General features: G+C 34.5%; 20 protein-coding genes. 13 read left to right on the top strand and 7 right to left on the bottom strand.

The features are described 5' to 3' along the window. The first annotated feature begins 102 nt into the window (after nt 1–102). Entirely contained in the window at nt 103–264 is a 162-nt protein-coding gene (locus IQI_RS20840; RefSeq protein ID WP_197489730.1) for a hypothetical protein, read from the top strand. Next, on the top strand, nt 264–389 hold the full coding sequence (locus tag IQI_RS21175; RefSeq protein ID WP_268874483.1) for a hypothetical protein: 126 nt from the start codon (nt 264–266) through the stop codon (nt 387–389). The genes IQI_RS20840 and IQI_RS21175 overlap by 1 nt, the downstream gene beginning before the upstream one ends. Before the next feature lie 21 nt (nt 390–410). Here IQI_RS21175 and IQI_RS09095 read toward each other — a convergent pair whose 3' ends face one another. After that, nucleotides 411–2,138, bottom strand: a complete 1,728-nt coding sequence (locus IQI_RS09095) for a B12-binding domain-containing radical SAM protein (RefSeq protein WP_064092331.1) — start codon at nt 2,136–2,138, stop codon at nt 411–413. A gap of 673 nt (nt 2,139–2,811) precedes the next feature. Further along, nucleotides 2,812–3,837, bottom strand: coding sequence for an acyltransferase family protein (locus tag IQI_RS09100; RefSeq protein ID WP_064092332.1), 1,026 nt, complete (start codon nt 3,835–3,837; stop codon nt 2,812–2,814). A 175-nt stretch (nt 3,838–4,012) separates the two neighbouring features. On the opposite strand from IQI_RS09100, the gene IQI_RS09105 reads away from it, so the two are divergent. From IQI_RS09105 to IQI_RS09115, 3 genes are all read left to right on the top strand, one after another. Continuing rightward, nucleotides 4,013–6,163: a PAS domain-containing sensor histidine kinase gene (locus tag IQI_RS09105; protein WP_064092333.1), complete on the top strand. Its 2,151-nt coding sequence runs from the start codon at nt 4,013–4,015 to the stop codon at nt 6,161–6,163. Between the two features lie 14 nt (nt 6,164–6,177). Beyond that, the gene (locus tag IQI_RS09110) at nt 6,178–6,633 is read left to right on the top strand and encodes a methylated-DNA--[protein]-cysteine S-methyltransferase (protein WP_156509867.1); all 456 of its coding nucleotides are present in this window, start codon (nt 6,178–6,180) and stop codon (nt 6,631–6,633) included. Nucleotides 6,634–6,768: 135 nt separating this feature from the next. After that, complete coding sequence (locus IQI_RS09115) at nt 6,769–7,365, top strand: DUF2087 domain-containing protein (protein WP_064092334.1); 597 nt, start codon at nt 6,769–6,771, stop codon at nt 7,363–7,365. Nucleotides 7,366–7,632: 267 nt separating this feature from the next. Here the strand turns inward: IQI_RS09115 and IQI_RS09120 are convergent, their stop codons facing one another. Then, nucleotides 7,633–8,415: a carbon-nitrogen family hydrolase gene (locus IQI_RS09120; RefSeq protein WP_064092335.1), complete on the bottom strand. Its 783-nt coding sequence runs from the start codon at nt 8,413–8,415 to the stop codon at nt 7,633–7,635. Between the two features lie 111 nt (nt 8,416–8,526). On the opposite strand from IQI_RS09120, the gene IQI_RS09125 reads away from it, so the two are divergent. The 4 genes from IQI_RS09125 to IQI_RS09145 all read left to right on the top strand — a co-directional run bounded on the left by IQI_RS09125 (nt 8,527) and on the right by IQI_RS09145 (nt 13,416). Further along, nucleotides 8,527–9,714 (top strand): pyridoxal phosphate-dependent aminotransferase, encoded by a 1,188-nt coding sequence (locus IQI_RS09125; RefSeq protein ID WP_064092336.1) that lies wholly within the window; start codon nt 8,527–8,529, stop codon nt 9,712–9,714. A gap of 429 nt (nt 9,715–10,143) precedes the next feature. Next, complete coding sequence (locus IQI_RS09130; RefSeq protein ID WP_064092337.1) at nt 10,144–10,389, top strand: aspartyl-phosphate phosphatase Spo0E family protein; 246 nt, start codon at nt 10,144–10,146, stop codon at nt 10,387–10,389. A 369-nt stretch (nt 10,390–10,758) separates the two neighbouring features. Continuing rightward, nucleotides 10,759–11,217: a MarR family winged helix-turn-helix transcriptional regulator gene (locus IQI_RS09135; RefSeq protein ID WP_082892644.1), complete on the top strand. Its 459-nt coding sequence runs from the start codon at nt 10,759–10,761 to the stop codon at nt 11,215–11,217. Between the two features lie 504 nt (nt 11,218–11,721). Beyond that, nucleotides 11,722–13,416, top strand: a complete 1,695-nt coding sequence (locus IQI_RS09145) for a M3 family oligoendopeptidase (protein WP_064092340.1) — start codon at nt 11,722–11,724, stop codon at nt 13,414–13,416. Nucleotides 13,417–13,456: 40 nt separating this feature from the next. Here IQI_RS09145 and IQI_RS09150 read toward each other — a convergent pair whose 3' ends face one another. Further along, complete coding sequence (locus IQI_RS09150; RefSeq protein ID WP_064092341.1) at nt 13,457–16,495, bottom strand: efflux RND transporter permease subunit; 3,039 nt, start codon at nt 16,493–16,495, stop codon at nt 13,457–13,459. 445 nt (nt 16,496–16,940) lie between these two features. Here IQI_RS09150 and IQI_RS09155 point away from each other — a divergent pair, with 445 nt between their 5' ends. Then, a complete protein-coding gene (locus tag IQI_RS09155) occupies nt 16,941–17,975 on the top strand; it encodes a YkvI family membrane protein (protein WP_064092342.1) in 1,035 nt (344 codons plus the stop codon). 283 nt (nt 17,976–18,258) lie between these two features. After that, a complete protein-coding gene (locus IQI_RS21035) occupies nt 18,259–18,375 on the top strand; it encodes a DUF6254 family protein (protein ID WP_231893404.1) in 117 nt (38 codons plus the stop codon). Between the two features lie 33 nt (nt 18,376–18,408). Here IQI_RS21035 and IQI_RS09160 read toward each other — a convergent pair whose 3' ends face one another. Both IQI_RS09160 and IQI_RS09165 read right to left on the bottom strand, forming a co-directional pair. Further along, nucleotides 18,409–19,785: a DUF2254 domain-containing protein gene (locus tag IQI_RS09160; protein WP_064092343.1), complete on the bottom strand. Its 1,377-nt coding sequence runs from the start codon at nt 19,783–19,785 to the stop codon at nt 18,409–18,411. A 292-nt stretch (nt 19,786–20,077) separates the two neighbouring features. Then, a complete protein-coding gene (locus IQI_RS09165; protein ID WP_064092344.1) occupies nt 20,078–20,257 on the bottom strand; it encodes a YkvS family protein in 180 nt (59 codons plus the stop codon). 171 nt (nt 20,258–20,428) lie between these two features. Here IQI_RS09165 and IQI_RS09170 point away from each other — a divergent pair, with 171 nt between their 5' ends. After that, nucleotides 20,429–20,623, top strand: coding sequence for a hypothetical protein (locus tag IQI_RS09170; RefSeq protein WP_064092345.1), 195 nt, complete (start codon nt 20,429–20,431; stop codon nt 20,621–20,623). Between the two features lie 214 nt (nt 20,624–20,837). Continuing rightward, complete coding sequence (locus tag IQI_RS09175; protein WP_064092346.1) at nt 20,838–21,575, top strand: SDR family oxidoreductase; 738 nt, start codon at nt 20,838–20,840, stop codon at nt 21,573–21,575. A gap of 214 nt (nt 21,576–21,789) precedes the next feature. Here the strand turns inward: IQI_RS09175 and IQI_RS09180 are convergent, their stop codons facing one another. After that, nucleotides 21,790–22,173 (bottom strand): PilZ domain-containing protein, encoded by a 384-nt coding sequence (locus tag IQI_RS09180; RefSeq protein WP_064092347.1) that lies wholly within the window; start codon nt 22,171–22,173, stop codon nt 21,790–21,792. Nucleotides 22,174–22,338: the final 165 nt, after the last annotated feature.

Raw genomic sequence — 22,338 nt, forward strand, 5'->3', positions numbered from 1 at the left:
TAATTAAAAACGTTGATAAAAACTGAAATCTGACTAATTCGTTCTTCTAAGAATGGGAATTTTGGAACTGGGAAAAGTAAGTGTAGAAAAGGAGATGATCTAGTGACTAAACGCAAAGCGAAATTTGATGCTGCTGAAAAAAACAACAAAACCCCACCTAAGAATAAGCAAGAAACAGAGCTTTCAATTGAATTCACAAATGGTGAAGATACAGGTAAAGGGAAAAATAGAAACTCTTCAAAAGGGATGAAGGGGCGTAGCTAATGAAAAAGAAAAAAGAATCTTCACACGAAGAATATGGTCAAGAATTTGGAGATGTCAATGCAGCAAAGCTGTTGGAAGTAACTCAAAAGAAAACAAAATCAAACCAAAAAGAGAAAAAATGCTAAGCATTTTTTCTCTTTATTAGTCTAGCTTACGATTTTTTTATTGAAAGTAAAGACTGTTGATTTTCCTGAAGAAGGTTCAAAGTATGCCAAAAGATAGATTTCCTCACCATCAGTTGAGTGTATCATTTCTAATAAGGTATGTTTATAAACCTCTTTTTCAGATAGGTTCAACTCTGCAAATTCACTTCCTGCTATGGAAGGAGAGCGTAACAAGGTTTGATATATCATGGAACGGTCTTCTTTTGTCATTTCATGATTCCACCAAGGCTTTCTTGGCTTGTATTTTTGGTTTTCCAAGTAATCTAATTTCATAAGGCCCTCAATGACATTGATGGTACCCAGACCTTGGGAAGCTAAAAAGTCGTATAATCTTTTAAATAAATCTTCTAATTGATGACCGATCCGTGACCACCCTTGACCTTCCCAATAGGAGCCGAACTGTTGGAAGAAATCAAAAGGTGTCTCAAAACAATGAGTAACTAAATACTCAATAGTATGGTCCATTCGATGATCATTCCAATATTTCTCCAGGACGTCTTCAACTTGTTTAATTCTAACAATATCATCAAAAGACAATACATTATTCCCTAAAATTTCATAAGGAGAGTGATCCATATAGGTATACTGATGAACATTAGCACGAATTCTTAAACCAGTTCCACGCAGCATTTTTAAGAACCCAAGCTGAAGTTCCTCTGGTCTTAACTCAAAGACATCATTAAAGGTTTTACGGAATGAATAATAATCTTCTTCAGGGAGACCTGCAATTAAATCCAGGTGTTGATCAATCTTCCCACCTTCTTTAACCATAGTAACGGTTCGAGTTAACTTATTATAATTTTGTTTTCTCATAACTAAATCATTGGTTTCGTCGTTTGTAGATTGAACTCCAATCTCAAATCGGAATAATCCGGGAGGAGCCTCATTGTTCAAGAATTCAATGACTTCCGGACGCATAATATCTGCTGTAATTTCAAATTGAAACACAGTACCTGGTAGGTGCTCATCAATAAGGAATTGAAACATTTCCATGGCATAACTACGACTGATATTAAAGGTTCTATCTACAAATTTTATTGTTTTGGCTCCGTTGTTCATTAAGAAACGGATATCTTCTTTTACTTTTTCTCTATCGAAATACCTTACTCCTACCTCAATGGAAGACAAGCAGAATTGACATCGAAATGGACATCCTCTACTTGTTTCAATATAGGTAACTCGTTTAGAAAGAAAGGGTAGATCCTCTTCAAATCGAAAAGGAGAGGGTAATTCCCTTAAATCAATTTTATTTTGTTGTGGTTTTATTACAGGCTTTCCATTTGATAGGAAAGCAACTCCATGCACGTTTGACCAATCTCTGTCTCCATTAATCTCGTCCAGCAGTTGCTTAAAGCTTTGTTCCCCTTCACCGATCACAATAAAATCGACTTCCTGTATACGGTCCAGCCAATATGGAACATCGTATGTGACTTCCGGTCCTCCAAGTACAATTGTTACCTCAGGCAGTATTTTACGAAGAATTTGAATCACTTTAATTGTTTCTTCAATATTCCAAATGTAACAGCTAAATCCAATCACATCGGGTTTTTTAGAGAACAAATCAGAAGCAATATTTAATATTGGATCCTTAATGGTATACTCAGCTAATTCAATATCGTATTCTGGCTCAGCATAAGCTTTAAGGCAGCGAATGGCTAAATTAGTGTGAATATATTTTGCATTTAACGTACTTAAAACAACTTTCTTCATGGTTAAGCTCCTTTATCTACATTCCATTAGATGTATAACAATAATAGTTAATAGAAATTCTTTTATTATTTGCTAACGCTTGTTGTCTTCAAAGAATTCTGCGTACCTCTCTACTGCCAGCCTGGTTATTCAGCATGAGTTTTGCGAACTCCTATACAATAATCAATAGCATCGTTTGTCAGAACCATTTAAATAAAAGGTTCTTTTCCTAGTAGGTGTTTCTATTTCAGAGAAGAAAGTAGTTGTTGATTTCCTCTCCAGGATGCTCGGACGAGCGCTAGCTGCAAGCGAAGAGGTTTCCCTCACCATCGAGCAAATACCGGATGACAGAGCCATTCGCATCCATAATATAAAACAACAATCTTTGCGAAAAGAGCCATATCATAATACGGTTGTTCGGACAACTACATAAAAATAGTACCGACTATCATTTTATCTAACGTAAAGAGAAAGCTCAATGGTTGTCGGACATGATTTTAATTTATTTGGATAAATTAGAAGGAATTTAAGAAAAAGTTACGAATTATATATAAAAATAAACTTTTATGACGAGTGTTAGGATAATGGAGCTGTTTTATAGAATGGATTTTCATTATTCCTGGTTTTTTAGATAATTGGTTCTCATTAAAAGGGACTGACCCATGTTTGTGGGGTCAGCCCTTTCTAGTGAGTTCTATCTTGTTTTCATTTCTCTTTTGGACATTAATTTTTGAAACTTACTGGCTTTAAATTCAATAATTGGTTGAGTAATGGAAGTAAAGAGTTTTGTTGAAAAAACCATCGTTAGTAATAAAGATACTCCTAATAGTAATACTAGACTCAAAGTAGGGTCTATAGATTCTTTTAGATCGCTTACTCTGAATAAGCGAATAAAAAACCCGTGAAGTAAATACACATAAAGGGTGTTTTTACCCCACTTTGTGAAAAATTGTCTTTTTGTTGGTACAAAAGTAAAGAAACTAAAAATCATTACAACATTTAGAGTGTAAACAAGTGCTCTAACTCCTAAGCTTATAACATTATTTGATTCAAAGTCTTCATAAGGCTTCGATCCAAGCAACCATTTATCAGAGAACTCAGGAATAAAATACATTCCGATAAATACAAGGATAAATAATAGGCTTGCAATGAATCGAGCTTTACTCGTTTTAAAATACTCGAAATGCTGCTTCTCCAAGTAATAACCCATTAGGAAAATTGGAAAAAACACAAATGTTCTGGATAAACTTAAATAGTTTGATATCACATCAGCAAATCCTACAAGCAATCCTAAGGAAAAGGCAATCGTTAACCCCATAAATGGCTTCAATTTAAACCATTTGATGAAGGCATATAATAATGCATTCCAGCAGAATAAACTGATTAGGAACCATAATGACCAATGTGGATTCAATGGATCCATTTCAAATGTTGATTTGTGATAAAGAAAATAATAATAAATTGTGTAGATTAATTGAAACACAATATAAGGTAGTATAAGTTTTTTGGCTAGATTTTGAATATAGCCTTGTTTATAAAACCCTTTTGCGAAAAAACCTGCTACAAGAATAAATGCTGGCATGTGAAATGTGTATATCGTTTTATATAGAGAGAGAATAAAGGGATCACTTTCTATAAAAGAACGAATCAAATGACCAAACACAACCAAAAAGATTAAAATGAATTTGGCATTATCGAAGTAATAATCACGTTGTTTCATATCTTTCACCATCTTCTTTTGTAATAAACTAAGTCCTAATTCATTCTTACCCTAGGATACAATAAGAAAAACCTATTTATCATTGTTAATTATCACCAAAAATATGGAAAACTATTCGAATACTATTGTATATATGAGTCAATAGAAGGCTTAAGTAGAATCGGGGGATAACAAAATGACTAATAGTAACAAATTGGAAAGGGATCAACAATTAGAGGATTGCCATCCAATTGATAAAGAGATTTGTATGGCATCACCTATGTCAATGTTCGTAATAAATAACGAAATGAAAATTGTTCATGCAAATGAAGATGCATGCCAAACAGTTCAAACTCCTTTTGAGGACATAGTGGGAAAATCATTTAGTTGTTTTTTTGCAGCTGTACCTGCTTCTATTGTTGCTCACTATAAAGAAGTGATGGATACGGGTGTTTCCTTAATGGATGAAACATTGATGAATATTGATGATCAGATTATTCATGTGGAGCTCATTTTAAAAAGATCTTCTTTGTCCACAAATGCCTATATGTATTTTAAAAACGTAACAGAATTAAAGGAAAAAGAGAGAAAAGATCATATGAATGTTCATTTATTATCGAACATTTTTCAGAATGCCACAGAAGGAATTGTCCTTTTTGATATCGATGGAAATATTAATGATGCAAATCAGGCATTTTGTTCACAGGTAGGATTAGATCGAAATGAAATGACCAAGTACAATATCCAATCCTTTGTTCCAAATAGCGCACATTTTAAAATAGAAAAAATAAAAACCTTACTTTCTCAAAATAAAAAAGCACGTGGGGAAATTCCTATAAAAAATTCTCAAAACATTTCAGTAGTTGAATTTACTACAAGTCCATTTGTTCATCATAAACTACATATGGCGATCCTCAGAGATGTAACAGAAAAAAGGCAAATGGAAATACAGTTAAGAAGAAATGAAGAGTTATTTAAAGGTCTGTTTGAAGAAGCGATTGATGGAATCGTTCTATGGGATCAGGACGGTAGAGTATTAAAAGCAAATCCATCCGCATTAAAAATCTTCGAATGCTCACTTTCTGAGCTTTTATCAAAAAAAATTAAAGACTTTGTTTATCCATTAGAGAGTCAAAAATTTGATTTAGTAATGAAGAAATTAAATAGAAGCGGAGCTGTTCGGGATGAGGTATTGTTTTTAATGCCGAACAATCAATTAAAGCATTTGGAATTTACTTCAAAGCTTCATTCAGTAGATGGGTATAATATGACCATTTTTCGAAATGTAAGTGAACGGTATCAAATGGAGAAAGAATTGAGGGAAAGTGAAGAGCGTTTCAGGAAAATTTTTGAAGGCTCTTTAGACGGTCTGCTTCTTACTAACCATCATTATGTTGTAGTCGATGCTAATCCTGAAGCTAGTAATATATTAAATGTAAAAAAGGATTTGCTTATCGGTAAAGATGTACGAGAGATATTGAATATTGATCGTGATGATGATTCTTATGTTGAATATTTACAACAATTGAAAGAAGAAGGTCAGTCGAACTTTTTAAGAGAGGTCTGCACTTCCGAAGGTAGAACTCAGTATGTAGAGCTTTCTTCAAAATATAATTTGCTTTCAAATTTAAATTTAACGATCATGAGAGATATGACAGAGCAAGTAGAATTACAAGAGCAATTGAGAAAATCAGATACACTAAGTGTTGTGGGGGAATTGGCAGCTGGAATAGCCCATGAAATTCGAAACCCTATGACCGCCTTAAAAGGTTTTATTCAATTGCTTGAAAACAGCGTGGGGAAAGATCATGAAATGTATTTTAATGTGATCACCTCTGAATTCCAACGAATTGAATCGATCATCACTGAATTTTTAGTATTGGCTAAACCCCAAGCTGTTCAATACCAAAAAACCGATTTAATCAAAATTATGAAGGATACAGTAGAATTATTAAATGCTCAAGCAGTCATGCATAATGTACAATACAACGAAAGCTATCAAGGAAATCTTCCTACAATCATTGCTGAACCAAACCAATTAAAGCAAGTTTTTATCAACATGATAAAGAATGCCATTGAAGTAATGTCAGATGGAGGAATCATATCAATAAAAATAGAGGAAGTTGAAAATCATTTCATTCATATAGAAATTAGTGACCAAGGAAGTGGAATATCTAAGGATAAGATTAAGAAGCTAGGAGAACCATTTTATACCACCAAGGAAAGAGGAACTGGACTTGGGCTGATGGTAAGCTTTAATATAATTAAAGAACATAAAGGTAAAGTAAGAGTAGAAAGTAAAATGGGAGAAGGAACTGTTTTCCATATTTATTTACCTAAATCATAAAGGAGATATGAGTAATGTATACACTTGTCATGAACAGTCCTATTGGAGATTTAGTCCTTCATGCAAACGACAAAAACCTCCTTTCCGTTGAGTTTGTCCATGAAAAAACGTCATACCCTACAAATACGAATCATGGGATCTTACTTCAAGCCAAGAGTCAGTTAGAGGAATTTTTTAATGGTAGAAGGAAAGAATTTAATTTGCCATTACGAATAGAAGGAACTCCCTTTCAAAAAGAAGTGTGGAAGACATTACAGAAGATACCATATGGTGAAACATGGTCCTATCAGGATGTGGCTGAGGCGATTGATAGACCTAAAGCAGTTCGGGCCATAGGACAGGCAAACAAGGTAAATCGTTTCCCCATTATTATCCCTTGTCATAGAGTGATTGGAAAAAATAAAACTTTAACTGGCTATGCTGGAAATCAAGTAGACAAGAAGAAAACATTATTATTACTGGAACAATAATGAGTCAATAAAAGGTACTTTCCAATGAGGAAGTACCTTTTTATTTACTTTAGAAATTACTAGTTGAATTAATTTTTTATTTAGACTATTATCTAATTAGATGAATATCTAATTAGAATAGAAAGGAACCTTTACTTGCAACTAAATAAACAGATTGCCTTTCATAAGGCCATGGGAGACCCCACGAGAATAAAAATTATTCATTTGTTATCATTTGAACGATTACATGTAGGAGCAATAGCCGGTAAATTAGGACTAACAGCACCTACGATTTCACACCATCTTACTAAGTTAAAAGAATGTAATTTGGTATATTCAAGAAGAGAGAAAAATTCAATCTACTATTATTTGAATAAGAAAGTCCTAAAGCATCATGCAGAGGTCCTTAACCGGTTTATAGAAGAAGGGGGAGTGGAAGCTAATATGTCCGAGAAAATCATAAAAGAAAAGCAAAAGGTACTAAATAATTTCATGGAAAAGAACGGTAAAATTAAAAATATACCATCTCAACAAAAGAAAAAATTATTTATACTAGAACACATGGTGGAAGCTTTGAAAATTGGAAGAAAATATAGTGAGAAAGAAATAAATGAATTCATTTTACAATTTCACGATGACTTTGCAACCTTAAGAAGAGAATTCATCATTCATCAATTTATGTATAGGGAAAATAGCATTTATGAAGTCAATCCAAGAGAAATGTGGGCTTCTACTAGATTATTAAAAGAATAAAATTAGACTCTTTCACAAAGGTTGTTATTTTCTAACATGAGTCATCTCAAGGGATCAGTTAATCAGAAATGTGCTTGGATGATGAGGGGACTACTCCAATTGCGTCTAGCGCTCCGACGAGCCCCCTCAGCTTCGCCTCTGGGGGCCTCGGCACCACGTACTCCCGGCAGGGTTTCTCCACAATGCCCCTCACCTTTAATGACCACTGATTGACAAAGCCAATTCATGTAATTAAACAACATTTAAACCAAAATGAAAATATTCTAATTAATAGAAGTCAGGACGACGGTCTTGAAAAATAGGAATTTTATTCTGTACCTGCTCTACTTCAGCCAGATTTATTTCTCCAACCACTAATTCTTCTTTCGTTGTACCTTTTGATAAGATTTTCCCCCATGGGTTAATAATTAATGAACAACCTCCAAAATCGTTATCTGGATCGCTGCCTACACGGTTACAAGCTATCACAAAGCATTGATTCTCTATTGCTCTTGCTTGGAGGAGGGTTTGCCAATGATCAATTCTAGCATTTGGCCACTCTGCCACGACAAACACTACCTGTGCCCCAGATAAAACATGTTTTCTAAACCACTCGGGAAATCGAATATCGTAGCATATCAACCCGGCCATTTGTGTATCTAGGAGGGAGAATAGCCCATCATCATTCCCGGGAAGTAGGTAGTGATGTTCGTCCATTAGCTTAAATAAGTGTAATTTCGAATAGTGCTTAACAATTTTTCCATTTTGATTAACTACAAGAAGTGTATTGGTTACCCCACTTTTAGTTTTGCATGGGATCGATCCACCTACAATATTAATAGAATACTTTATTGCAAGTGCAGAAAGAAATGCAGAGGAATCTTTTGCTTCCTCATCAGCAATCTCTTCAATGCGCGTTAAGTCATATCCTGTTGTCCAAAGCTCAGGAAGAACAGCTATTTGACAACCTTCTTCACTTGCTTTTCTTATCCAATTTTCTACTTTGTGTTTATTTTTTTCAGGGTTTCCAAATGAAATATCCATTTGGGCTAGACCTATTTTTTGCATCATTTACATCACCTCATACCATTTTTTACTTTACATTCTGTTTGTTACGTTATATCATTTGTGACTAGAATTTGAAAGTATTTAATTTTCAAAAAATAGAAGAAGGTGGACCCTATGATATCCTTTCAAAAATCAGATCGATTAAAATCGTTACCAGACCAGTTTTTTGCATCACTTGCTGAAAAAGTAAATCATGCTGTGAATGAAGGCCATGATGTTATCAATTTAGGTCAAGGGAATCCAGATCAGCCCACTCCTCCACATATCGTGAAAAAATTAAACGAAGCATCAAAATTACCAAAGAATCATAAATATCCACCATTTAGAGGGGTAGTTTCTTTTAAAGAGGCGATTGCAACCTTCTATAAACGGGAATATAGCGTAGACTTAGATCCTCATAGTGAAGTAGCCGTTTTGTTTGGAGGAAAATCAGGTTTAGTTGAAATTCCACAATGCCTACTAAATCCAGGAGATAATGTGCTAGTTCCTGATCCCGGGTATCCCGATTACTTATCAGGGGTAGCATTAGCCGAAGCTCACATGGTGAAAATGCCATTAAGAAAAGAGAATGATTTTCTTCCAAATTATGAAGAGCTATCTCAAGCTGAAATAGAACAATCAAAATTAATGTTTTTGAATTACCCTAACAATCCAACAGGGGCTATTGCTTCAAAAAAATTTTTTGAGGAAACCGTTTCTTTTGGGAAAAGGAATAACATTTGCGTAGTACATGATTTTGCTTACGGAGCCATTGGTTTTGATGGGCAAAAACCTTTGAGTTTTCTTGAAATAGATGGCGCTAAAGACGTAGGAATTGAAATATATACATTGTCGAAAACCTATAATATGGCCGGCTGGAGAGTAGGGTTTGCTGTTGGGAATAAAAGCGTGATTGAGTCCATAAATGTTTTCCAAGATCATCTCTATGTGAGTATTTTTGGAGGAATACAAGAGGCAGCAACTCAAGCACTTTTAAGCTCTCAAGAATGTGTAAAGAAATTGGTGGATACCTATGAAGAAAGAAGAGAAGTATTAGTGAATGGCCTTATAGAAATTGGTTGGGAGGTAGAGGCACCAAAAGGCTCTTTTTTTGCGTGGCTAAAGGTTCCGGATGAATTCACTTCTAAAGAGTTCTTTCATTATTTACTTAAAGAAGCAAATGTAGCAGTAGCTCCTGGTATAGGCTTTGGGGAGTATGGGGAAGGGTATGTTCGTGTAGGGCTGCTTACTAGTAAGGAACGGTTAAAAGAAGCGATAAAAAGGATTGAAAATTTGAAAATATTTGATAAAAGAGATTCATAGTTTTAAATTTTTCTTAACAAGAATAGGTAGAGGGGCTAGTCCTATGAACCCAATTAAAGAGCACGCTGCCTATATGATAGAGTAATGAATAGAATCCCTCTTCTTTTTTATGGAAGGGGATTTTTTTATACAATTAGTTAATCATGAGTTTTGAGTTCCGCTTCAAGCACTCGCTTTTCTCTCTTTACAATCAACTTTGTGTTTATACAATCTTAATCCTAAATTGAATCTCTGTACATTAGTAAAGGAGGGTATCAAATCCTATATTATTAGCGAAATTTGTCAAATTTTAATATATTTATAGTTATTTTGTCTTGTTTTGCGATTCTATTTACTTTTAATAGAATACTTGCGATAATTTTCAAGTAACGATTTTTCGTAATAAATAGATAAATAAATAGATAAAAAAATAAAGGAGTCTAGAAAAAAATGGGTCGATTACTTAAAAAGAGATGGTTATTAAAAAAAATAAATCATAAGCGTACTGAAATGATTTCGTTAGGTGAAACGATTGGTTTATCAGCCAAAGAAACCATTGAATGCAGCCAACAGTTAGATCAGCTGTTAAATGAATATGATAGATGCTCACACAAAGTTGTAAATATTTCACTTCAAGATACTCCTTATGAATTCGGTCAATTTATTAAAGGATTAATTAAAAGAACGGCATCATAATTATCTTTTTTAACATCTTGACATACGTACATATAAATACCCCAAAGCATTCCACTTTTTAATAATTAATAAACCACTTATGCTCTCATCATTTTTCTCTCAACGGATACTAACTAGTTAAAAATCTTAAATAGAAGCTGATTTGCAAGATATCGGTAGAAATAATCGATATCTTGCTTTTTTGATTAAAGCTATATGTATCGTTGTTTTTCAATAATTATAGTGGGGAATCATACATTGCCATCCATATTAAAATATGGAACGGTTGAATGAATAGAGATAATGTAGATACAAGATGTCTGTTTGTTTGACAATGAATATAATTATTTGTATAATATTTTGAAACTGAGATATTTCTAAATTAAAGGAATGAAACCTATGAGTGAATCACAAAATACACAACAATCATTAAAGCTTTTTATCGTCCTATCTAGAGCATTTAAAGCTTTAAACGAGGAAATAAATAAAAATATTCAAGAGAATGGATTAAATCCAACAGAATTTGCTGTTTTAGAGTTACTTTATCACAAGGGAGACCAGCCATTGCAGCAAATTGGTGGAAAGATTCTATTAGCCTCCGGAAGTATAACGTATGTAGTGGATAAGCTAGAACAAAAAGGCTACTTAAATCGTGTAGCGTGCCCAAAGGATCGTCGAGTGACTTATGCTCAGATTTCAGAGGAAGGGAGAAAGTTGATTGATGACATTTTCCCAAATCACGAAGAGAGAATTAATGAATTAATGTCTGCCCTATCTCCTCAAGAAAAAGAAGAAACCATCACCAATTTAAAGAAACTAGGTCTTTCCATTAAAGATTTATCATATTGATTATTTTGCCCCTTTCAAGCTTAAAGGGGCATTTTTAATGTCTTTTTTGTATGATTATTGTTCCTGGTTGACAGGTGGTGAGGAGAACTGCTTCGCTTTCCGTGGACGTTCGGCCGAGCCTCCTCAGCTTCGCTTCCGAGGTCTGGGCACACACGTTCTTCCGCAGGAGTCTACGCAGTACCCCTCACCACCTCAACCGTATTTGGTATTTATATCAGTCTATAGCAAGAAACTCAGGCTTAGAAAGTTGGAGCGGAAGGTGCTCGACTCCTGGGGGAAATGCGTGAAAGTTGAGACCCCACAGGGCATAGCCCGAGGAGGCTCAACTCGCGCCCCGCGGAAAGCGAGCACCTGGAGCGTAAATCAACTACTACTCGCTTTATCAATACCCACAAAGTTACCAAAACAGCCTAAAACAATAACAGTCTAATCTAATCAAACAGGAATTTCACTAGTAAAAGTAGAATAATACTAATTGGGATTATAAAATGAGGGGGTAACAAAATGAATTTTGAACAATTTACATATGAGAGACCAGATCTAACAAAGTTAAAACCTGCCTTCACAAAGGCTTTGGAGAAGTTTAAAGAAGCCACAACGGTAGATGATCAAGTAAAGGCAATGGAAGAAATAAACTCCATTCGACTTCACGTTGATACAATGGAAAACATTTGTTATATACGTCATTCTATTAATACTGATGATGAATTTTATCAGAAAGAGCAAGATTACATTGATGAAGTGTCACCAGAGATTTCCGGTTTGGTAACGGATTATTATAAGGAACTCGTTGGGTCCCCGTTTCGTAAGGAATTAGAAGAAAAGTGGGGAAAACAATTATTTTCTCTAGCTGAAAGTGAAATTAAAACTTTCTCACCTGAAGTCGTCACATTGCTTCAACAAGAGAATAAACTGTCTTCTCAGTACACAAAGCTAATTGCCTCTGCGAAAATTCAATTCGAAGGGGAAGAAAGAACATTAGCTCAAATGGGTCCATTTACTCAATCCACTAAAAGAGAAACAAGAGAAACAGCATCGAAGGCAAGTATTGCTTTTTTTGAAGAAAACAGTGAAAAGTTAGATTCACTTTATGATGAATTGGTTAAGATACGTCATAAAATTGCGACAACGTTAGGGTATAAGAATTTTGTGGAATTAGGATATTATCGTATGACAAGAACAGATTATTCACCTGAAATGGTAAAAGTCTTTCGTGATCAAGTGAAAAACCACATTGTTCCGTTAGCAACAGAGTTGAAAGAAAGACAGAGTAAAAGGATTGGAATACCTTCAATGAAATTTTATGATGAAGGTTTTAAATTCACATCTGGAAATGCAACGCCTAAAGGAAGTCCAGACTGGATTATTGAAAATGGAAAAAAGATGTATGATGAACTTTCACCAGAAACGAAAGAGTTTTTTCAGTTTATGATTGATCATAACTTAATGGATTTAGAGGCAAAAAAAGGGAAAGCAGGTGGAGGGTATTGTACATATATAGCAAATTATGACTCTCCTTTCATTTTTTCTAACTTTAATGGAACCTCTGGAGATATTGATGTGTTAACACACGAAGCGGGGCACGCTTTTCAAGTCTACTCTAGTAGAGGTTTTGATATTCCGGAGTACATTTGGCCAACGTATGAAGCTTGTGAAATACATTCCATGAGTATGGAATTTTTCACTTGGCCATGGATGGAGTATTTCTTTAAAGAGGATACAGATAAATATAAGTTTTCCCATTTAAGTGATGCTCTTCAATTTTTACCGTATGGAGTAGCGGTGGATGAGTTCCAGCACTTTGTGTATGAAAATCCGGAAATTTCCCCTTTAGAGCGAAATGAAGCTTGGAGGAGAATCGAAAAAGAATACTTACCTAATAGAGATTATGATGGTATTTCTTATTTAGAGAACGGCGGATTCTGGCAAAGACAGAGCCATATTTATAATTCACCGTTTTATTATATTGATTATACTTTAGCGCAAATTTGTGCGTTCCAATTTTGGAAAAAGATGAATGAGAACCGATCTGAGGCTTGGAATGATTATACTGCTCTATGTAAGTTGGGTGGGAGTCTTTCATTTACAAAGCTTGTAGATGCTGCAAATTTGGATTCTCCATTCCAGGAAGGAACAGTGGAGAGAGTTATTGAGCCTATTCGACAATGGTTAAATGGAGTGGACGACGAATCATTATAATAAAAAGAGGCAACCGAAATTCGGCTGCCTCTTTGCTTTCTTATGATTGACTTAATTCCTTTTTGCGTTCTTCACGCGCTGTTTTAAAGAAGAAGATTTCGTATAAAACAGGAAGTAATATCAGTGTTAACAAAGTTGAAGAAGTTAATCCACCTATTACCGTGATAGCTAATCCCTTTGAAATCAGTGTGCCTGAGGAAGTAGTAAACGCTAAAGGTAATAGGGCTGTAATTGTAGCAAATGCTGTCATAAGAATCGGTCTTAAACGTGTTTTCCCTGCTTCAATTAAAGAGTCTCGAATCGTCATAAACTTCTCTTCTCTGTTCTGTCCAATACGGTCTACAAGAACAATGGCATTTGTTGTTACAATCCCTATTAACATTAATAATCCAATCATGACAGATACACTAAGTGGTTCTTGTGCAAAAAATAAACCAAGTAATGAACCGATTGGAACGAAAATAAGTGATGAAAGAATAATGAATGGAATTCTAGCTTTCCCAAAGGTAATGAGCATGGTAATGTACACAAGTCCAATGGCAATGAGCATGGCCAATCCTAGCTGTTGGAATGTTTCAACCGTCTCATCACTTCCGCCTCCGCCCTCAAGGGAGACTTCTTTAGAAAGGTCAAGCTTTTCTACTCCATTAATGACCTCTTCAGATACAGTACGTATATCATCGCTTGCAATTTGTGCAGAAACCCTTGCATATATTTTTCCATCTAATTTCTGAATAGAGGTGTACGCTTCAACTTCTTTTATCTCAGCAATTTGTGTTAAAGGAATAGGTCCTTTAGAAGTGAATAATGTAATCTCCTCTAATTCTTCAATAGACGATGTTGAGTCGTTATATGAGAGTTGTACAGAACGTTCTATGTCGTTTAGATTTAATGTACCTACACTTACTGGCTTTGTTTGGTCTGAAATGGTTCCTAGTGCTTGAAAACCGGAAACTCCAGCTTCTGCAGCTTTCTTAGGGTCAATTTCAACAATCACTTGTTTTTGTTTTTCCGTGAAATTATTTGAAACATATTTTAGATCCTTTTGGTCATTTAAATATTCCTCAACCTTTTTAGAAGCGCTTTGAAGTGCATCCAGGTTGTTAGAATATAAATCAATATTTACGTTGTTATTTGAAGGAGGTCCACCTGTTTGCTGCTCTTGAACCCCTAAAGTAGCATCTGGTTCTTCTTTTAAAACAATATCTTCCATCATTGCTTCGATTTCCTTAATATAGGACGAAACATTGGTGTCATCTTTTAATACAAGAAAATAGTTAGCTTGATTCTTTCGCTTTAATCCGGTTTGGAAGTCACGACTACCAATTCCTGCAGTAATTTCCTCAATTTCCTCTTCATTGTTCAAGTATTCCTCTAATTTTAATGAAACTTCATTTGTCCTCTCTAATGGTGTGGACGAGGGAAGTTGAATAGTAGCTACCAGAAGCTTTTGCTCTTCATTCGGAATAAATGTAAATCCAAGCTTTCCTGCAAGACCAAATGATCCAAATAGAGTAACCAATGATAAAAGAATTACGGTCTTCTTATGATTTAGCGCCCATTTAATCCCTTTAGCATAACCGAGTTGAAGTCTACTCTCCTTCTCTTCAGGTGGGACCTTCTTGAAAGAGAATTTTGCTAAAATAGGGACGATGGTAATCGCCACAAGGAGTGATGTGAGTAAAGAAAATACGATTGTTAAAGCAAATGGTAGAAAGAATTCACCCGTAACTCCACCAACAAATCCTAATGGTAAAAAGACCACAACAGTTGTAAGAGTTGAAGAGGTGATGGCTTTTAATATTTCTTTGGTAGAATCCTGGATTAACTCGTTGCTCATAGCACTTCCGGATTTCCTAACTCGCCTGAAAATATTTTCTATGACAACGATACTATCATCAACTACCCTACCAACGGCTACAGCCATACCACCTAATGTCATTATATTGAGAGATATGTCCAGTTGCTGTAAGAAAATGGACGAGACTAATAATGAAAGAGGGATAGAAATAATCGCGATAATCGTTGCTCTAATATTTCTTAAAAATAATAAGACGGCAACTGATGCAAACAATGCCCCAAGCAGACCTTCTTTAATCAGAGTTTCAACAGACTTTTCAATTCCTTCTGCAGAATCAAAACCGATGGCGTATTCCAATTTGTCTTCGTAACTGTTTAACACCTCTATGACTTTATCTGCTACTTCAACAGTATTAGCATCCTGTTTTTTCGTAATCGCCATAGATAAAGAATCTTTCAAATTATAACGAGTGACTTCAGGCTTATCTGTTACTTCTTCAATTGTTGAAATGTCCTTTAGAAGCACTGGTGGTCCATTGGGATTAAATGCAGAAGATAATAACAGATTCTCTAATTGATTAATTGTGTCAACTTTTTCTTGTACTCTTACAGGTATTTGAATGTCATTTCCTTCTAAGCTTCCAGCAGGGAAAGATAGAATTTTATTGTTAATTTGTTCTTTAATTTCGGATAGTGACAAGCCAGATTTTGTAGCCTTCTGTTTATCAACAGTAATTTGAAGCAATTCCTCTTCTAACCCACCTACAGAAACACTATTTATGCCTTCAATCTTATTAAGATCAGGAATGATTTCATCGTCGAGTAAAGCTTGAAGTTCTGTGCCTTCTTTTGAAAATAAAGAAATATTAAAAATAGGGAAGGACCCGAACGAAAAACGATTAATATCTGTCTTTACATTTTCAGGTAAGTCACTTTCACGAATGTAGTTATTTACTTGCTGCTCAATGTCATCCATATCCGTATCAAACGGGAATTCCAAATTAATTATCGAGATGGTTTCATAAGTGGAGCTGGAAACCTTTTTGATACCTGATATACCTGTGAACTTTTCTTCTAAGTCAGTGGTGACCTTTTCATTTAAATCCTGGGGTGAAGCTCCAGGATAAATGACTTCGACAGATAATTGGGGGAATTCGATGTTCGGTAGGAGATCTACTTTTAATTTGGAAAAAGAAAATAAACCGCCTAATATTAATAGGAATGAAATAATAAATACAGCAACTGCATTTCTCAAGCTGAATCTAGTAAGAAAATTCAATGACAATTCCTCTTTTCTATATGAATTTATAATTTTATTATAATCACTTTATAAAAGGATTTCATCTTTGAATATGTTAATTAAGGAATATTTCACAAATGACACATACTTTTCGGAATAAATATCCTTTTTTACCGTTAGATTAACGAAGTATGGAAAGAGGTGCAACACGTTATAATTTTAGTTCTGCCAATGGCTCTGTCAACCAGTATGTGCTAGAGGTGAGGGTGAAATACTCTCCTTGCAGCCAGCGTTCGTCCGAGCCTCCTCAGCTCCGCCACGATTGTACTTCCACAGGAGCCTACAAAGTTCCCCTCACCAACTATAAGAGAATATGTAAAAAACAATGTTTAAGAAACACTCCACAATAATGTAAATTGAGTACTTTTGCTTCTGAATTTCCTTGCTTGTACATATCTTGAATTATAAGGAGTTTAGAGGTGATATGTTGAAAAGAATAACGGGTTCATTTCAAATTGCAGCAGTTTATGTAGGAACTGTAATTGGAGCTGGATTTGCAACGGGAAGAGAAATAGTCGAATTTTTTACCCGTTTTGGTTTTATTGGCTTTATTGCCATCTTACTAAGTGGATATCTATTTATTACACTTGGAACGAAGATTATGCTTAAATCTCATGAGATTAATGCTCAATCATTTGAACACTTTAACGAATACCTATTTGGGAAAGTCTTTTCGAAATTCATGAATTTTGTCATGATGGTCATGTTAATAGGGGTATCCGCTGTTATGCTTTCAGGTGCTGGGGCTGTATTTGAGGAGCAGTTACTTCTACCAAAGCAATTAGGAATAGGAATAACAATTGCTTTAGGTTTTCTTACTATGATGGTAGGAATCAAGGGTCTCTTTGCCGTTAATACCTTTGTAGTGCCAATCATGATTATCTTTAATCTATTATTAATGGTTTTTTCAGTGAAAAATTCGCTTTTTTTGGAGTCGTTTCTAACCATCCCTCATTCTGATGATGGCTGGAAATCAGTTATTGCTCCGTTTTCGTATGTGGCTTTTAACTTAGCAATGGCTCAAGCAGTGTTAGTACCTGTTGCCAGTGAGGTAAAAGATGTCCAAACCATTAAGTATGGTGGATACCTGGGTGGAATATTTCTTACTTTGATCCTCATCTCAAGTCATTTTACTTTGGTCATGATTCCAAATGTCACTCAGTATGAAATTCCAATGGCGGTCGTGATGAAATCTTTTGTATCTGGTATTTATGTTATTTATATCATCATTATCTACGGTGAAATTTTTACTTCTGTTATTGGTGGCGTTTTTGGACTGGAAAAACAATTGACAAATTATTGGAAGTTTTCGTCCGTCACCACGTTTTCAGGAATTTTCCTTGTGATATATTCTCTGAGCTTTTTCGAATACAGTAAACTTCTATCATATTTATATCCCCTTTTTGGTTACATGAGCTTATTGTTTCTAATTCTTCTTTGGATGAAGCGAGATAAGTAAACGATGTAACGATTAAAATGGAAGCGGATGTTATAGAAAACCTATTTTCCTAAAGTATTCTCTTTTTAAAGGCTCTTTTCGTAAATATTGTAGTTTTTAACATGAGTTCTGCCTGGGCTCTGTCAATCAGTGTGTGCTGGATGGTGGGGGGGACTGCTCGCTGCAATCAACTACTACTTTCTTCTTTAAAATAGCAACAAAGTTTACGAAAAGAGACTTGAGTAAAAAGCATTCACATTGTTTATGTTAATAAAGAACCACGCGGAAGGAGGTTATTACTGCTTTGACACAATCTAAACATGAAAAAGAGAGACAGTGGAATGTAAGGAAACAAGATCAGCACCCACATGGAAAAGTACCATCCTTGAAAGAATTAGATCAAGGAAAAAAGAAGGACTAAGAAAAGAGATGCCAATTCTTTGGCATCTCTTTTCTAATCTGTTGGTAGAGCGTCTTCGGTTTTATATACTTCTGGAAAAAAACGATTGCGAATTTCATCTTTATCCCAATCAGGGTTTTGTGTGCTGATTGCTAATTCCTCCAGATGTCTCATTAAATACTGCATATCAAGACTCTGAAGGCTTGAATAATCAATTCCCTCTAATATATGATTTTTAAATGTCCAAACAATGTTTTTGGTTTCTTCATTATTGTTTTCCGCAATCATTTTCAATGAGCCCAACATCTCAGTGATGATTGAAATATCGTGTTTTCCGTAATGTCTTAATTGATAAAAACTTTTATATAAATAATCGACAAATGTAGGTTGTTCCAAAATAATACGCACTACTTTGTTTTCATCTGACAAATAGGAGCTAGGAAGTTTGTGCTTGGCTAATTTAGATAAAATAATTCCAATTTCCTCGATACAATTCTTTGCCGTATTAGGGTCATTTATTGCAGGAGAGATGGCTCTTAAAGCGATCTCGACTAATTTTCTAATCCCAAGTTCAATGTCTTCAATTGGCTCTTTATCTGGACCAATAATGAGAAAGTTCAAATAGGAGTCTTTATTTATTTCTTGATTAGAAGTCCATACCGTTATGACAGGTGTATCTTCTAATAAATACTCACCGGGTTTTTTTAGCATTCGAATAATAGCTTCGTCTTTTGCTGCTTTTTTTATCATTCCATTAATATCGAGTTCTTGAAGATAGCCTGTTTGTTTACTTGAAATATAAATAGGCTCAATATCCTCAAAGAAAGCATCGTTTAACTCTGGAGGAGCCTCGTCTTTTTCTACATCATTTTTTCGGAATAAATAACTAGTGTCAATTTTTTTATTGGTTTTAATCGTAATGTTATGTATTAAATTACTAACTTTCACCCAATTGGATACATGGTGAACAAAATAGACGAATACAAATAAACAAACAATGGCGACAATTCCTGCAAATGCAGAGGATATATATAGGTCTTGCCCGGACTCATCTCTTAATAGAATGAGGAGGGTGATACAATATACAACCCCAGATACAAAAATGGCCAGAACTCGTTGAGTAGGTCTATCATTAATAAAGTTTTGCAAAGTTCTTGGTGAATATTGAGAAAGAAACGTTGTTAAAACAACCATTATAGTTGAAAAAGTAATCGTTGTCATAGTCATGATAGATGAAGCAATCGTACTTATAATCATTGTAGATAAATCGAAATTGGAGAATAGAACTTTTGGGAAAAGTGGATAATCATTATGACTTAACCACGAATCAAAATAAAAGGTAATAATCGCTAATATTAATGAGAATAGGGAGAATACCACGGGAATGAACCAAAAGCTTTTTCTTGCCTTTTTAAATAGTAATATATTCATTTCAAATGCCACCTAACTGCACAGTATGATATAAGAATATCCTCAAATGGATAGTAGTAAACCTTTTTTATCTCATTATAGAAGACAAAAGAAGTGAAGATAATAGAAGGTTCTGTTACATTACCGTTTCTATTATCTTCACCTCATTGGTGGATTTTTATTTAGGCTTATTATACATGTTGTAATATTTAATGGGTTTTCCCAACCAGTATAAGCCTGTTAGTGAAGGGAACAAATCCCCTATCCAGCGTTACTGAGCAGCTTCTTTCTTACATATATTTGATTGCACAAATTACATTTCAACGATTTTATAGTTTTTATGATTTACAACCGTTTTTTCTTCTAGTTCTAGCTCTCGATAATTTTTCATATAGGTGAGGTCTACGATAACAGAATTTTCATTTACTTTTTCTACAATTCCTTTTAGACCTTCTTTAAATTCGATCACATTGCCAATTTCTGCTTTTTTCATCAAGGGTCTCTCCTTTTTTGCCAAAATTCTACAAACAATTACTAATATTTTGACGTAAACTACACGAAAGGTAAAGAGTTTTCTAAAAATTTAACAAAAAAATATTTTCTTGAGCTAAGAGCGATATCCTTTACAATAGAGATAGATCTTTTTAACGATGGAGGGGAACAGATGAACGAATCAGACGTATTAGAACAATTATCGTTATTACGAAACAAAGAAGTGGATGAAATTAGAGTTGAGAAGGGAGATTTTCTAACCTTTAGGTCTATATTAGTTACACAAAAGGACTTTAAGCAATTCCGTGGAATTGCTCACCATGGTGGAAGTATTTCTTATCGATATTTAGATACACCAAGAAGTTAGGTTTCCATTTGTATAGAATATTAATGATGAAGATCATATATACCTATATTTGAAGATGTGGCAAGCATTACCGTAAAAGGTTATTCTAATCAGGTTGTTCTCTTGAGAAAGAGCATTTCTGTTAGATGGCCTTTTTTTGACCTTGTTGATTCAACCTTAGATTAAAAGGGTAATCTACTAAAATTGAAGGCACATTAATGTGGAGGGGAAAATGATGGAAGATAAAGTAGTTTGTATTACCGGAGGGGCAAAGGGAATTGGAAGGACACTAGTAAAGAATTTCGCCAAAAAAGGTGCGAGTGTTGAGTTTTTAGACAAGAATCGTGAAGATGGGAAAGAGCTTGAGAATGCATTAAATTCTAAAGGGTTTTCCACACGATTTCATGAAGTAGATGTTTCATCTCATGAAGATGTCAAAGAAGTATTTTCCACCATAAAAAAACATCACCAGGAGATAGATGTGTTGATTAATAATGCAGGCATATCAAACTTTATCTCATTTTGGGATATGAGTCCTAAGGAATGGAATGAAATTCTTTCGTCTAATTTAAGCAGTGTGTTTTATTGTTCGCAGGAAGCGGCCCGTTTAATGAAAAGAAAAGGAGGCTCAATCATTAATATGGCTTCTACACGCGCTGCTATGTCTGAGCCAAATACTGAAGCTTATTCTGCTACAAAGGGTGGGATTGTAAGTCTTACTCATTCTTTAGGCATTACATTAAGTGAATATGGAATTCGAGTGAATTCTATAAGTCCTGGTTGGATAGAAACAGAAAATTATTCATCTCTTAGAGAGATTGATCATTTACAGCACCCGTCAAAGAGAGTCGGCAAGCCAGAAGATATAGCTAGAGCGTGTTTCTTTTTAGCTGACCCGGAAAATGACTTTATTACTTGTGAGAATTTAGTTATTGATGGTGGGATGACAAGGAAGATGATATACAAACATTGATATCAGCCTTTTCTTAAAATAAGTACATTGATTATTCCTATAATCCATATAAATAGTAAACATGAAATCATCTCAGTCACTCTCCTGTTATCCTTTTTATAAAGGATACATAAAAATGATTGTAGTCATTTTTGTTCTATTTAAAGAAATTGTAAAGTTTTGTATATAAAAACAAAAAATCCGCCTGACATAAGTGAATATGTCAGGCGGAATTTTAAGGTTCTAGCCTATTTTTTCTAGTTTTAGCGAAATGTTTTAGTTCTTGAATAATGATTTCTTCCGTTTGTTTATCTTCTAATGCCTCTATCCCATATAAATAATAGTTAAACTCTTTCCGTTTCCAAACAGGTTTCCCTATAATGGATATAGGAACTTCATTTAATTTGAAATGCATTTCTAATAAATAATTCATTTGATCCTCTAAAGGTAAACTTAAGGGGGTTTTTAAGCGAACTCCCCGAGGACTTATATCCAATAGAGTAGCGGTAGAACTTCGAGTTTCATTTAAAACTCCATCCTTCTCAAGGAGTAATTTAAACTCCATTTCTATAGGTTGTTTAAAAGAATATCGAAAAGCCTCATCACGTTTGTATTTCATACTCCTCACCCAATTTGCAAGAGAATTTTCCTATGATTCTATCATACTTAAATAAAAAACGTGTGACAATAGAGTTGTATAGTGAAATGGAATTTTATGAATATTTGCTAAATATTTACTATTCTATTATTATAATATTCATTATACTTATAAATTTTTCTAGGG

Source organism: Rossellomorea aquimaris TF-12 (assembly GCF_001648555.1).
Taxonomy (GTDB): Bacteria; Bacillota; Bacilli; order Bacillales; family Bacillaceae_B; genus Rossellomorea; species Rossellomorea aquimaris.

Coding starts and splice junctions, on each gene's coding strand:
- IQI_RS21175 (WP_268874483.1), top strand. CDS start 264: ATGAAAAAGAAAAAAGAATCTTCACACGAAGAATATGGTCAAGAATTT.
- IQI_RS09095 (WP_064092331.1), bottom strand. CDS start 2,138: ATGAAGAAAGTTGTTTTAAGTACGTTAAATGCAAAATATATTCACACT.
- IQI_RS09100 (WP_064092332.1), bottom strand. CDS start 3,837: ATGAAACAACGTGATTATTACTTCGATAATGCCAAATTCATTTTAATC.
- IQI_RS09105 (WP_064092333.1), top strand. CDS start 4,013: ATGACTAATAGTAACAAATTGGAAAGGGATCAACAATTAGAGGATTGC.
- IQI_RS09110 (WP_156509867.1), top strand. CDS start 6,178: ATGTATACACTTGTCATGAACAGTCCTATTGGAGATTTAGTCCTTCAT.
- IQI_RS09120 (WP_064092335.1), bottom strand. CDS start 8,415: ATGATGCAAAAAATAGGTCTAGCCCAAATGGATATTTCATTTGGAAAC.
- IQI_RS09125 (WP_064092336.1), top strand. CDS start 8,527: ATGATATCCTTTCAAAAATCAGATCGATTAAAATCGTTACCAGACCAG.
- IQI_RS09130 (WP_064092337.1), top strand. CDS start 10,144: ATGGGTCGATTACTTAAAAAGAGATGGTTATTAAAAAAAATAAATCAT.
- IQI_RS09135 (WP_082892644.1), top strand. CDS start 10,759: ATGAAACCTATGAGTGAATCACAAAATACACAACAATCATTAAAGCTT.
- IQI_RS09145 (WP_064092340.1), top strand. CDS start 11,722: ATGAATTTTGAACAATTTACATATGAGAGACCAGATCTAACAAAGTTA.
- IQI_RS09155 (WP_064092342.1), top strand. CDS start 16,941: ATGTTGAAAAGAATAACGGGTTCATTTCAAATTGCAGCAGTTTATGTA.
- IQI_RS09160 (WP_064092343.1), bottom strand. CDS start 19,785: ATGAATATATTACTATTTAAAAAGGCAAGAAAAAGCTTTTGGTTCATT.
- IQI_RS09165 (WP_064092344.1), bottom strand. CDS start 20,257: ATGAAAAAAGCAGAAATTGGCAATGTGATCGAATTTAAAGAAGGTCTA.
- IQI_RS09170 (WP_064092345.1), top strand. CDS start 20,429: ATGAACGAATCAGACGTATTAGAACAATTATCGTTATTACGAAACAAA.
- IQI_RS09175 (WP_064092346.1), top strand. CDS start 20,838: ATGGAAGATAAAGTAGTTTGTATTACCGGAGGGGCAAAGGGAATTGGA.
- IQI_RS09180 (WP_064092347.1), bottom strand. CDS start 22,173: ATGAAATACAAACGTGATGAGGCTTTTCGATATTCTTTTAAACAACCT.